The sequence below is a fragment of the Janthinobacterium salmonicoloratum genome, from assembly GCF_051380845.1.
In the GTDB taxonomy this organism is placed as follows: Bacteria; Pseudomonadota; Gammaproteobacteria; order Burkholderiales; family Burkholderiaceae_D; genus Janthinobacterium; species Janthinobacterium lividum_F.
On the sequence record NZ_JBNYXV010000001.1, the window covers coordinates 786,354 to 799,320 of the forward strand.

10 protein-coding genes are annotated in these 12,967 nt (G+C 65.7%); 9 read left to right on the forward strand and 1 reads right to left on the reverse strand.

Features of this window, described 5'->3' with window-relative positions; all coding sequences use genetic code 11:
• The 9 genes from ACQ4WY_RS03630 to glpK all read left to right on the forward strand — a co-directional run bounded on the left by ACQ4WY_RS03630 (position 1) and on the right by glpK (position 11,533).
• Entirely contained in the window at positions 1-897 is an 897-nt protein-coding gene (locus ACQ4WY_RS03630) for an aldose 1-epimerase (RefSeq protein WP_436502863.1), read from the forward strand.
• Positions 890-1,798, forward strand: coding sequence for an SMP-30/gluconolactonase/LRE family protein (locus tag ACQ4WY_RS03635; RefSeq protein WP_436502864.1), 909 nt, complete (start codon positions 890-892; stop codon positions 1,796-1,798). The genes ACQ4WY_RS03630 and ACQ4WY_RS03635 overlap by 8 nt, the downstream gene beginning before the upstream one ends.
• A gap of 27 nt (positions 1,799-1,825) precedes the next feature.
• Positions 1,826-2,614 carry an SDR family NAD(P)-dependent oxidoreductase gene (locus tag ACQ4WY_RS03640; RefSeq protein ID WP_436502865.1) on the forward strand — a complete coding sequence of 263 codons (789 nt, stop codon included), beginning with the start codon at positions 1,826-1,828 and terminating at the stop codon, positions 2,612-2,614.
• A gap of 29 nt (positions 2,615-2,643) precedes the next feature.
• Entirely contained in the window at positions 2,644-4,098 is a 1,455-nt protein-coding gene (locus ACQ4WY_RS03645) for an NAD-dependent succinate-semialdehyde dehydrogenase (protein WP_436502866.1), read from the forward strand.
• A gap of 65 nt (positions 4,099-4,163) precedes the next feature.
• Positions 4,164-5,564: a porin gene (locus ACQ4WY_RS03650; protein WP_436502867.1), complete on the forward strand. Its 1,401-nt coding sequence runs from the start codon at positions 4,164-4,166 to the stop codon at positions 5,562-5,564.
• Positions 5,565-5,646: 82 nt separating this feature from the next.
• Positions 5,647-7,668: an alpha-glucosidase gene (locus tag ACQ4WY_RS03655; RefSeq protein ID WP_436502868.1), complete on the forward strand. Its 2,022-nt coding sequence runs from the start codon at positions 5,647-5,649 to the stop codon at positions 7,666-7,668.
• A gap of 7 nt (positions 7,669-7,675) precedes the next feature.
• Positions 7,676-8,437 carry a TSUP family transporter gene (locus ACQ4WY_RS03660; RefSeq protein ID WP_436502869.1) on the forward strand — a complete coding sequence of 254 codons (762 nt, stop codon included), beginning with the start codon at positions 7,676-7,678 and terminating at the stop codon, positions 8,435-8,437.
• Between the two features lie 49 nt (positions 8,438-8,486).
• Complete coding sequence (gene glpD / locus ACQ4WY_RS03665; RefSeq protein WP_436502870.1) at positions 8,487-10,046, forward strand: glycerol-3-phosphate dehydrogenase; 1,560 nt, start codon at positions 8,487-8,489, stop codon at positions 10,044-10,046.
• A complete protein-coding gene (glpK, locus tag ACQ4WY_RS03670; RefSeq protein ID WP_436502871.1) occupies positions 10,043-11,533 on the forward strand; it encodes a glycerol kinase GlpK in 1,491 nt (496 codons plus the stop codon). The genes glpD and glpK overlap by 4 nt, the downstream gene beginning before the upstream one ends.
• A 193-nt stretch (positions 11,534-11,726) precedes the next feature.
• Here the strand turns inward: glpK and alaC are convergent, their stop codons facing one another.
• A complete protein-coding gene (alaC, locus tag ACQ4WY_RS03675) occupies positions 11,727-12,944 on the reverse strand; it encodes an alanine transaminase (protein ID WP_436502872.1) in 1,218 nt (405 codons plus the stop codon).
• Positions 12,945-12,967: the final 23 nt, after the last annotated feature.

Genomic DNA, 12,967 nt, shown 5'->3' on the forward strand with positions numbered 1-12,967 from the left:
ATGGACCACCAGTCCCCCTTCACCCTTGCGCACGGCGACTGCCGCGCCGACGTCCACCCGGCCACGGGTGGCGCGCTGGCGGCCTTCCGCTGGCGCGGGCGCGACATCTTGCGCGCCGCGCCGGCCAGCGCTGGCGTGCGGCAGATGGCCTGCTACCCTTTGGTGCCATATTCGAACCGCATCGACAGCGCCGTGCTGCAGGCGCAGGAACAGACGTATGCGCTGCGCGCCAATTTCCCGCCCGAACCGCACAGCATCCATGGCTTTGGCTGGCAGCACGCCTGGCAGGTCGCGGCGCGCGCCGCCGACAGCGCCGAACTGCTGCTGGTGCATGGCGGCGACGCCGACTGGCCGTTCGCCTGCGAAGCGCGGCAAACCATGCTGCTCGACGCTGCCGGCTTGCGCCTGACTTTATCGGTGCGCAATGACGACACGCGCACCATGCCCGCCGGCCTGGGTTTTCACCCCTACTTTCCGCTGGCGCCCGGCCTGCGCCTGCAGACCCAATGGGACGGCGTGTGGAGCATGAGCGCCGACCACTTGCCGGCCGGCCTCGCGCCCGTGGCACAAGCGTCGCCATTCGCCACGCCGCAGCCGGTAGCCGGCTGGCACAGCGACCATTGCTACAGCGGCTGGACGGGCCGTGCCAGCCTCGATTACGGCGACTACAGCGTGCAGCTGTCGGCCAGCGACAACTGCCGCCACCTCGTGTGCTTCGCACCCAACGATGAACGCGGCTTCATTGCCCTCGAACCCGTCACGCACGCCAACAATGCGTTTGCGCTGGCCGCGCACGGCGCGCAAGACACGGGCATGCGCCTGCTGGCGCCCGGCGAGACCTTGCACATCGCCATGCGCCTGGCCATTCAGGAAACCGAGGGGTGGCAGCATGCGTGAATGGCAAGCCGAAATGGTCCTCGATGCGCGCGCAGAGCTGGGCGAATGCCCGCTGTGGAGCGTGGCCGAACAGTGCCTGTATTGGATCGACATCGCCGGACGCCGCGTGCACCGCTACGATCCGGCGACGGGCCTCGACCGCGTCTGGTGGGTGCCGTGCGAGCCGGGCTGCATCGCCCTGGCTGAAAAGGGCGGCCTGGTGGCGGCCTTGCGCGACGGTTTCTACCGCTTTTATCCGCAGGAAGGCTTGCTCGACAAGCTGGCCGATGCGCCCTACGACAGCCGCGACATGCGCTTCAACGATGGCCGCTGCGACAGCGCAGGGCGTTTCTGGGCCGGCGCCATGTACGAGCCGCGCACGACGGAACTGGCAGCCATGTTTTGCCTGGAACGGGGCGCCACGCGCCTGGGCTGGGGGCCGCAACAAGCTCTAGGCGTCAAAGTCAGCAACGGCCTCGCCTTCGCGGCGGACGGCGCCTCGCTGTTCCAGTCCGACACGCCCAACCACGTGATCTTCCGTTTCGCGTTCGACACGACCAGCGGCCAGGTCGGCGAGCGCAAGGTGTTTGCCCGCCTGCCCGCCAAGGGCGAAGAAGCCGTGTATGGCGGCCGTCCCGATGGCGCGGCACTGGACGCCGAAGGCTGCTACTGGAGCGCGCAATATGAAGGCGGCAGGGTGCTGCGCTTCTCGCCGCAGGGCGAGATCATCGGTATCGTGCGCGTGCCCGTCACGCGCCCCACCATGATCGCCTTTGGCGGCGCCGACCTGCGCACCCTGTACATCACCAGCGCGCGCGAAGGCGCGCCTGACGACGAACTGGCGCGCCAGCCGCAGGCCGGCGGCATCTTTGCCGTGCGCCTGGACGTGGCCGGCCGCCCCGAACCCCTTTACCGGGATTGATACCCGGATCTTCACCCTGAGGACAGCATGAACGCCAACATCACTCTTTACCCCAGCCTGCAGGACCGCGTGGTCTTCGTATCCGGCGGCGGCTCCGGAATCGGCGCTGCGCTGGTCGAACACTTCGCCCTGCAAGGCGCGCAAGTGGCTTTTTGCGACATCGACCGCGACGCCAGCGCCGCCCTGGCCGCGCGCCTGGCGCCGCTGTGCCGCCATGCGCCCTACTTTGTGTACAGCGACATCCGCGACATCGCCGCCTACCAGGCCAGCCTGGCCGACGTCGAAGCACGCTTCGGCGCCATCCGCGTGCTGCTCAATAACGCGGGCCGCGACGACCGCCACAGCCTGGCCGAGCTGACGCCAGAGTACTGGGATAACTGCCTGGCGCTGAACCTGAAACACCACGTGTTCGCCATCCAGCAGGTGGCGCCAGGCATGGCGGCGGCCGGCGGCGGCTCCATCATCAACCTGGGCTCGATTTCGTGGATGCGCGGGCGCCCCAACCTGGTCGGCTACACCACGTCCAAGGCGGGCATCGCGGGCCTGTCGCGCACCCTTGCGCGCGAGCTGGGCGAGCAGAATATCCGCGTCAACGCCATCGCCCCGGGCGCCATCGCCACGGACCGCCAGGCAGCACTGTGGCGCGACCCGGAGGAAGATCGCAAGTTCATCGAACTGCAATGCCTGAAATACCGGCTCGATGCAGGCCACGTGGCGCGCACGGCCCTGTTCCTGGCGGCCGACGATTCGGACGGCATCACGGGCCAGAACATCATCGTCGACGCGGGACTAGCCCAGGTCTCGGTCGCCGGATAAGCCGCATCCCCCCATTCAAGGAGAACCTCATGTTGAACCTGCAAGACGCAAGCCTGTTGAAACAGCAATGCCTGATCGACGGCGCCTGGTGCGACGCCGATGACGGCGCCACCATCGCCGTTACCAATCCCGCCACGGGTGAAGTAATCGCCACGGTACCGCGCATGGGTGCGGCGGAGACGCGGCGCGCCATCGCCAGTTCGCACGCGGCCTTCCGGCTGTGGCGCAAGCAGACCGTCAAGGCGCGCGCCACGGTGCTGCGCGCCTGGCATGCGCTGATCCTGCAGCACGCCGACGACCTGGCGCTGATACTCACCACCGAGCAGGGCAAGTCGCTGGCCGAAGCGAAGGGCGAGATCGTCTCGAACGCGGCCTACCTGGAATGGTTTGCCGAAGAAGGCAAGCGCGCGTATGGCGACGTCATCGCGCCGCCGTCGAACGACAAGCGCATCGTCGTCATCAAGCAGCCGATCGGCGTGTGCGCGGCCATCACGCCGTGGAATTTCCCGAACGGCATGATCACGCGCAAGGCTGGCCCGGCCCTGGCGGCCGGGTGCAGCATGGTCCTGAAGCCGGCGTCGCAAACGCCGCTGTCGGCCCTGGCGCTGGCCGAACTGGCGCTGCGCGCCGGCGTGCCGCCCGGCGTGTTCAATGTGGTGACGGGCGCGGCGCAGGCGATCGGCACGGAGCTGTGTCACAACGACCTGGTGCGCAAGATCACGTTCACGGGCTCGACCGAAGTGGGCGCCTGGCTGTCGCGCGAAGCGGCCGGCACCATCAAGAAGCTGTCGCTGGAACTGGGTGGCAACGCGCCCTTCATCGTCTTCGAGGATGCCGACATCGACGCCGCCGTCGAAGGCGTGCTGGTGTCGAAATACCGCAACAGCGGCCAGACCTGCGTCTGCGCCAACCGCATCTATGTGCAGGACAGCATCTACGACGACTTTGCCGCCCGCCTGGTGGCCAAGGTGGCCGAACTGAAACTGGGCGCCGGTACGGAAGCAGGCGTCACGCAAGGCCCGCTGATCGATGAAAACGCCGTGCGCAAGATCGAACAGCATATCGCCGACGCGCTGGCCAAGGGCGGCAAGCTGGCCATCGGCGGAAAGCGCCATGCGCTGGGCGGCAGCTTCTTCGAGCCCAGCGTGGTGCTGGAAGCGAACAGCGACATGCTGGTGGCCACCGAGGAAACCTTCGCCCCGCTGGCGCCCCTGTTCCGCTTCGGCAGCGAAGAGGAAGTCGTCGCCATGGCCAACGCCACGCAATTCGGCCTGGCCGGCTATTTCTACAGCCGCGACCTGGGCAGAGTCTGGCGCGTGGCGGAAGAACTGGAAGTGGGCATGGTCGGCATCAATACGGGCATGATCGCCAATGAAATGGCGCCATTTGGCGGCGTCAAGCATTCAGGCATGGGCCGCGAAGGTTCGCATTACGGCATGGACGACTTCCTCGATATCAAATATTTGTGCATGGGAGGAATTTGATTATTTCAAGGTAGGCAAGGCAGGGATCAGCAACCATACTCATAAAAAACACAGGAGACAAGATCATGCAAACGACATTTCGCAAAACCACATTGGCCGCGGCCATCACCGGCGTGCTTCTCGCGGCGCCATTTGTTAGCGCTAACGCGCAGGCCGACGAACTGAGCGACATGAAAGCCATGCTGGCCCAGTTGCAGGACCGGGTAGCGCAGATGGAAGCGAAAGCGGCCCAGCCAGCGCCCGCAGCGCCTGCGGCAGCAATGGCTGCAGCACCGGCGGCGGCCTCCGTGCAACCCGTCACCGGCTTCAACTGGAAGCTGTACGGCCGTGGCGACATCGGCTATACAGTGTCGCGCGGCAAGGATGCCAGCGGGCGCCAGCTGAGCAACCACCGCCTGAACCAGGGCGAGATGGCCAGCCGCCTGGGCTTGACGGGCGCCTGGGTCTTCAGCGATGAATACAAGGCTATCTTCGGCGTCGAAACTGGATTGAACCTGTTCAACGGCAATGCGGGCGGCGGCACGCAAAACAACACCACCTCGTCCGTGCTGTTCAACCGCGGTTCCACCGTCGGTTTTGCCTCGACCACCTGGGGTTCGATCGAAGGCGGCACCATGTACATGGCGCCGTTCTGGGTCTCGCTGGGGGCCGACCTGGCCTCGGCGCACAACTATGGCGCCAACGACTTCAGCGCCCTGTTCTCGCTCACGCGTCCCGAGTCCCTGGGCCGCTACCTGAAGGATCCAGTGACCAATAACGCCAGCAAGACGACTAGCTTGGCGGGCAACAACTCGGGCACGGCCCTGTTCTACGGCAATGCCCTGCGCTACCGCAGTCCCACCTGGAACAACGTCTCGGCGGAAGTGTCGTATTCGGCCGGCCAGCAGGCGTCTTCCGCCACCGACCTGGAAAACGATGGCCGCAGCTGGGCCGCCAACGTGCTGTACAAGAAGGGCGATCTGTTCCTCGGCTATGCGCATATGGATTACCAGCAGAGCAACGACATCAGCACGGCCGGCACGCCCAATTTCATCAAGCGCAACCAGGTCACGGACATCGTAGGCGCGCGCTACAAGTGGAACGACTTCACCCTGGGCGGCTCCTATACCTCCTACCGCGTGTCGAATGCGGGCGGCTATGCGGCCGACGCCTTCGGCGTGTCGGGCGCCTACGACCTCGGCAAGCACCGCATCGAGGGCAGCCTGGCGCACATCAGCTATGACGGCGCCAACGCCAAGGGCGCTTTCGGCACGAACACGGGCGACGGCGTGGGCAAGCCGACATCGACGGCCTACTCGCTGGGCTATCTGTACAACTTCCAGCCTACCCTGTCGTTCTACGCCTACGCCACGCGCATCGCCAACAACAGCCATGCCAAACTGGGCGTATTGCAGTTCCGGGGGGACAATAACTACTTCGGCTACAGTCCCGTCGAGCTGACCGCCGGCATGTTCCTCGTCTTTTAATTAGTGCTTATTTGTTGATGCACCGCCGGCCCGCCCCGCTCACCACCATGCGGCCGGCCGGTTTTCACAGGAGTTGATCGTCATGCAGTACACACTACACCAGGAAAATGACAGCCTTGCCCTGCGCTGCGCCGGCCGCTTGCTGCTGCGCCACAGCGCCGATGCGCCATGCGTGTTCGTCGGCCAGGGCCGCGAAAGCATGGAAATGTACCGCGGCAACTTCGAGATCGAGGATTACGTCGAGGAGCGCAACGCCCTGCGCGCGCTGGCCGTCACGCAGGACGGCGACAGCGCCAGCCTGAGTTTTTCGCGCCATGCAGGTGACGCTGCGCAACTGGTCTTGTCCGTACAAGCGACGCCGCATGGCGTGCACCTGGTGGTGCAATACGCGGCGCCGGGCTGGAACCGCCTGTGGTTGCGCCTGCCCGCAGAGAAAGACGAGCATGTCTGGGGCTGCGGCGAGCAGATGTCGTACTTCGACCTGCGCGGCCGCCACTTCCCCTTGTGGACGTCGGAGCCGGGCGTGGGCCGCGACAAGTCGACCCATTTGACGTGGCAGGCGGACGTGACGTCCAAGTCGGGCGGCGACTACTATCACACGAATTATCCGCAACCGAGCTTCATCTCGTCGCAGCGCTATTGCCTGCACGCGGAAACGACGGCGTATGCAGACTTCGATTTCCGCCAGCCGGATTTTCACGAACTGCAATTCTGGGCTATGCCCGAGCGCCTGGAATTCATGCTGGCCGACTCCTTCGTCGACCTGGTCGGCGTAGTGTCGCAGCGCTTCGGACGCCAGCCGCTGCTCCCCGCCTGGCTGCAAAATGGCGCCATGCTGGGCCTGAAAGGCGGCGAAGACCACGCGCGGACCATCCTGGCGCAGGCACAGGAACACGGCTTGCCCGTCAGCGCCCTGTGGTGCGAAGACTGGGTGGGGCTGCGCCAGACCTCGTTCGGCAAGCGTTTGTTCTGGGACTGGCGCTGGCAGCCGCAGCGCTATCCTGACCTGAAAAACTGGATCGCCGACCTGGCCAGACAGGACATCCGCTTCCTCGGCTACGTCAATCCCTACCTGTGCAACGACGGCGCCTTGTACCAGGAAGCGCTGCAGCAAGGCTTTTTGGCCACGGCCATGGATGGCGGCGCCTACCTGGTGGACTTCGGCGAATTCGATTGCGGCGTCGTCGACTTCACCAACCCGGCCGCCGCGCTATGGTTCGAGGAACGCATACTGCGCCAGGAAATGCTCGACTTCGGCCTGTCCGGCTGGATGGCGGACTTTGGCGAATATCTGCCGATCGACCTGCGCCTGCACAATGGCGTCGATGCGCGCCTGATGCACAATGCCTGGCCGACCCTGTGGGCCGAAGTCAATGCGCGCGCCATCGAGCGGGCCGGCAAGACGGGCGACGCCACCTTCTTCATGCGCGCCGGCTACACGGGCGTGCAGGCGCACTGCCCGCTGCTGTGGGCGGGCGACCAGTCCGTCGACTTCAGCCGCCACGATGGTTTACAAACGGTGATCTGCGGCGCCCTGTCGTCCGGATTGCTGGGCAACGCCTACCACCACAGCGACATCGGCGGCTACACGAGCTTGTTCGGTAACCTGCGCACGGCGGAGCTGTTCCAGCGCTGGACCGAGATGGCCGTGTTTACGTCGATGATGCGCACGCACGAAGGCAACCGCCCGGACGAAAACTTCCAGTTCTACCAGGATGAAGAGGTGTTCCGCCACTTCGCCCGCATGACGCAGCTGCACGTGGCGCTGGCGCCCACCATCCGCGCCCTGGCCGAGGATGCCGTGGCGCGCGGCCTGCCGCTGCAGCGCCCCCTGTTCCTGCACTATGAAGGCGACCGCGCCACCTACGCCATCCAGGACCAGTATTTGTTCGGCCCCGACCTGCTGGTGGCGCCCGTGCATGCGGCGGGCGCTGCGCGCTGGAGCGCCTACCTGCCGCAGGGCGACGCCTGGATCCACCTGTGGAGCGGCGCCGCCTTCGAGGGCGGCCAGCGCGTGGAAGTCGACGCGCCATTGGGCCAGCCGCCCGTCTTCGTGCGGCGCGGTTGCGCGCAGCAGGACTTTTTCCTGTCGCTGGCGAAATGAGCCTGGCATGAGCGTGGCGTCGCATCTGCTGTTCCTGGCCTGCGTGGCGCTGGCCAGCGTGGCGCAGAACTTGACGGGCTTTGCCTTCGGCCTGATCCTGCTGGGCCTGACGGCCGTGCTGCACCTGGCCAGCCTGGGCGACGTGGCCAACGTGGTCAGCGTGCTGGTGCTGGTCAATGCAGCCATCACGTTTGGCCGCACGCGTCCGCAGCTGGCCTGGCCCGTGTTCGGCCCTGCACTGGCCGTCAGCCAGTTGGGTGTGGGCGTGGGCGTGGCGTTGCTGGGCTGGTTCAGCACGCAGCAAGTGACACTGCTGCGCTTCCTGCTCGGCTGCGCCATCGTCATTTGCGCGTTCATGCTGGTGCTGCGCGCCAGCGCGCGTGCGCAGCAATCCGGCCTGCCCTCGTTCCTGTTCTTCAGCGGCGTGTCCGGCGTGATGGGCGGCCTGTTCGCCAGCGCCGGCCCGCCCATGGTGTATCAGCTGTACCGCCAGCCATGGCCGGCCGACATGATCCGCCATTCGCTGATCGTGCTGTTCGCCGCGAATGCCGTACTGCGCCTGGCCCTCGTGCTGGCACGCGGCCAGTTCAGCATGACGGCCCTGTGGCTGACCCTGGAAGCCTTGCCCCTGGTGATGGGCTTGACGTGGCTGGCGCGCCGCCACCCTTCGCGCCTGCCCATCGAACAGGTGCGCCGCGCCGTCTTCGTCCTGCTGCTGATTGCCGGCCTGGCCCTGGTGCTGCCGCCCGTGCTGGCCCTGGCTGCCTGAGGCAGCGCTTTTTTAGCTTTTTTACCTTCTACTACAAGACGAATCCTCCATGTCCGCTTTCCGCTTTTCCTCCCTGCCCCCCGACTGCGACCTGCTGGTCGTCGGCGGCGGCATCAATGGCGCCGGTATCGCGCGCGACGCTGCCGGCCGCGGCCTGCGCGTGGTGCTGTGCGAACAGCACGACCTGGCGCAGCACACCTCGTCCGCATCCACCAAGCTGATACACGGCGGCCTGCGCTACCTCGAATACTATGAATTCAAGCTGGTGCGCAAGGCGCTGCAGGAACGCGAAGTGCTGCTGCGCGCCGCGCCCCACATCATGTGGCCGATGCGCTTCGTCATGCCGCACGACGCCGCCCAGCGCCCCGCGTGGATGATACGCGCGGGCCTGTTCCTGTACGACCACCTGGCCAAACGGGCCTTCCTGCCCGCCTCGCAAGGCATCGCGCTGGACCGCCATGCGGCAGGCGAGCCGCTGAAGGCCGGCTACCGCAAGGGCTTCGTGTACTCCGACGGCTGGGTCGACGATGCGCGCCTGGTGGTGCTCAACGCGCTCGACGCGCAGGAACACGGCGCGCACATCCTCACGCGCACGGCCTGCGTCGACGCGCGCCGCGATGGCGACGCCTGGCACGCCACGCTGCAAGCCGAGGATGGCCAGCGCAAGACCTTGCGCGCGCGCGCCATCGTCAATGCGGCGGGTCCCTGGACGGCGCAGTTTGCCGGCGCGGCCGGCGGCGGCAAGACACAAGGACTGCGCCTGATCAAGGGCAGCCACATCATCGTGCCGCGCCTGTTCGAGCATCCGCACGCCTACATCTTCCAGAACCCGGACCAGCGCATCATCTTCGCCATCCCCTACCAGGATGACTTTACCCTGATCGGCACCACCGACGAGGAATACAAGGGCGAAGTGAGCAAGGTCAAAATCAGCCAGGCGGAGATCGATTACCTGTGCCAGGCGGCGAACCGCTATTTCAAGCGCGAGATTGGCCCCGCCGACGTCGTGTGGACATATTCCGGCGTGCGCCCCCTGCTCGACGACAGCGCGCAGAACGCGTCGGCCGTCACGCGCGACTACCTGCTGGAAGTGGCGCGCGGCGACGCGGCGACGGGTGCGCCGCTGCTCAATATCTGGGGCGGCAAGATCACCACCTACCGCAAGCTGGCAGAAGAAGCGCTGGGCCTGCTGGCGCCCCTGCTGGAGAATGGCGCCCCGGCCTGGACGGCGCATGCGCCGCTGCCGGGCGGTGACTTGCAACAGGCAAATCAACTCGTGGACAGCCATGATTTCGACGGCTTCCTCGCGCGCTTCCAGCGCGACCACGCCTGGCTGCCGCCCGCGCTGGCGCGCCGCTATGCGCGCGCCTATGGCAGCCGCGCCGCGCGCCTGCTGACGGGAGCTACCTCGATGGCCAACCTGGGCGCACAGCTGGCGCCCGGCCTGTACGAGGCCGAAGCGCGCTATCTGACCGACGTGGAATGGGCCAGGAGCAGCGACGACATTCTGTGGCGGCGCAGCAAGCTGGGCCTGCGCTGCGCGCCCGCCGACGTGGCGCGCCTGCAGCAATGGCTGGCTATTCATCTGGCGCAAGAGGTGGCGGCATGACGTATTTGCTGGCCCTCGACCAGGGCACGTCCAGCTCGCGCAGCATGGTCTTCGATGAATCAGGCGCCATCGTCGCCGTGGCGCAGCGCGAGTTTCGCCAGCTCTTCCCGCAGCCGGGCTGGATCGAGCACGATCCCATGGAGATCTGGCGTAGCCAGATCGATACCTGCCGCGAAGTACTGGCCAAGACAGGCTTGCAGGCCGATGCCCTGGGTGCGCTGGGCATCACCAACCAGCGCGAAACAACCGTGGTGTGGGACCGCGCCACGGGTGAACCCGTGTACAACGCCATCGTCTGGCAAGACCGCCGCACGGAAGCGCTGTGCGAGGACTTGCGCGCGCGCGGTCTGGCCGGCGCCATCCACGCAAAGACGGGCCTGGTGCTCGACCCGTATTTTTCCGGCACCAAGCTGCGCTGGATACTCGACGCCGTGCCCGGCGTCCGCGCGCGGGCCATGCGCGGCGAACTGGCCTTCGGCACCATCGATACCTGGCTGGCATGGAAGATGACGGGCGGCCGCCTGCACGTGAGCGACGTCACCAACGCATCGCGCACCATGCTGTGGAATTTGCATGAAGGCTGCTGGGATGCCCAACTGCTGGACTGGCTGGGCATTCCCGCCAGCCTGCTGCCGTCCGTCCATCCCTCGAGCCACGTGTATGGCGAAACGGATGCGGAAGTACTGGGCAGCCCCGTCATCATCGGCGGCATCGCGGGAGACCAGCAGGCGGCGCTGTTCGGCCAGACCTGTTTTACACCGGGCATGGCCAAGAATACCTACGGCACGGGCTGCTTCTTGCTGCTCAATACGGGCGAACAGTGCGCGCAATCGCAGCATGGACTGATCAGCACGGCCGCCTGCCAGGTGGGCACGCAGCCCGCGTATGCGCTCGAAGGCAGCGTCTTCATCGGCGGCGCCGTGGTGCAATGGCTGCGCGACGGCCTGGGCGCCATCGGCCACGCGGGCGAAGCGGAAGGCTTGGCCGCCTCCGTGCCCGACTCGGGCGGGGTGGTCTTCGTGCCCTCGTTTACGGGCCTGGGCGCACCGTACTGGGTGCCGTCCGCCAAGGGTGCCATCCTGGGTCTGAGCCGCGGCAGCACGGTGGGACACATCGCCCGCGCGGCGCTCGAAGCGATCGCCTTCCAGAGCGCCGCCCTGCTGGGCGCCATGACGCGCGACGCGCAAGCGCCCATCACGGAGCTGCGCGTCGACGGTGGCGCCTGCGCCAACAACCTGCTGCTGCAATTCCAGGCCGACTTGCTGGGCATCCCCGTGGTGCGCCCCAAAGTGATCGAAACGACAGCCCTGGGCGCAGCCTACCTGGCGGGCCTGGCCATCGGCCAGTACCGTGGCGTGGAGGAACTGGCGTCGCACTGGCGCGCCGACAGGACGTTTTTGCCCAGCATCGGACGCGACGAGGCGGCTGGCCGGATGCAGCAGTGGGAGGTCGCGGTACGGCGGTTCACGGGAAATGGCGGGGGATAGCCAAATAGTCAGGCAAAAATACAAGCAAAAAAAAGCCCGCTGCGAGAGCGGGCTGAATCTATTTCCTTGGAGGAAGATAGAGGAGACAGATGCATGATGCCGCGTTGCAGCATATAAATCCACTTTATATTCGTGATGTCAGAAATAGGCAGCAGTGATATTAAGGGCAACGAAGCATTCCATACGGCAACTTTTATTCTGCCGCTTCCGCTTTCCCTTCGCCGGAACGCAACATATTCTTGATGCCGCGTAACGCTTGCCGCACCCTGGCCTCATTTTCGATCAGGGCGAAGCGCACGTACTCATCGCCGTACTCGCCGAAGCCGATGCCGGGCGAGACGCTCACCTTGGCCTTTTGCAGCAGCAGCTTGGCAAATTCCAGCGAGCCCAGGTGGCGATACGCTTCGGGGATATGCGCCCAGATATACATCGAGGCCTTTGGTTTTTCCACCATCCAGCCCGCTTCATGCAAGCCTTTCACCAGCACGTCGCGGCGGCGCTGGTACTGGGCGCAGATTTCCGTCACGCAGCTTTGGTCGCCTTCCAGCGCGGCAATGGCCGCCACTTGCACGGGCGTAAAACTGCCATAGTCGTGGTAGCTCTTGATGCGCGCCAGGGCCGCCACCAGTTCCGCATTGCCGACCATGAAACCGATGCGCCAGCCCGCCATGTTGTAACTTTTCGACATGGTGAAGAATTCGACGGCCACGTCGCGCGCGCCCGGCACCTGCATGATGGACGGCGCCTTCCAGCCATCGAAGGTGATGTCGGCATACGCCAGGTCATGCACCACCAAAATATTGTGCTGCTTCGCCAGCGCCACGACGCGCTCGAAAAATTCCAGTTCCACGCACTGCGCGGTGGGGTTGGACGGAAAGCCCAGCACCATCATCTTCGGTTTCGGGTAGCTTTCACGAATGGCCCGCTCCAGTTCCGCAAAAAAATCCACGCCCGGGCCCATGCGCACGGAGCGGATATCGGCGCCCGCGATCACGGCGCCCCAGATGTGGATGGGATAGCTGGGATTCGGCACCAGCACCGTGTCGCCACGGTCGAGTGTTGCCAGCATCAAATGGGCCAGTCCCTCTTTCGAACCGATGGTGACGATGGCTTCGCTGTCCGGGTCGATATCGACCTCGTAGCGCTTCTTGTACCAGTGTGCAATCGCGCGGCGCAGCCGGGGAATGCCCTTGGAGGCGGAATAGCCGTGCGTGTCGGGGCGTTTCACCGTCTCGACCAGCTTGTCCACGATGTGGGCCGGCGTGGCGCCATCGGGATTACCCATCGACATGTCGATGATGTCCTCGCCACGGCGGCGCGCAGCCATCTTGAGCTCGGCAGTGATATTGAAGACGTAGGGGGGAAGGCGATTGATGCGCGAAAAGCTGCGCGGAGCTTGGCTGTCGGTCATGGTATCTCTATACGTAAGCGCCC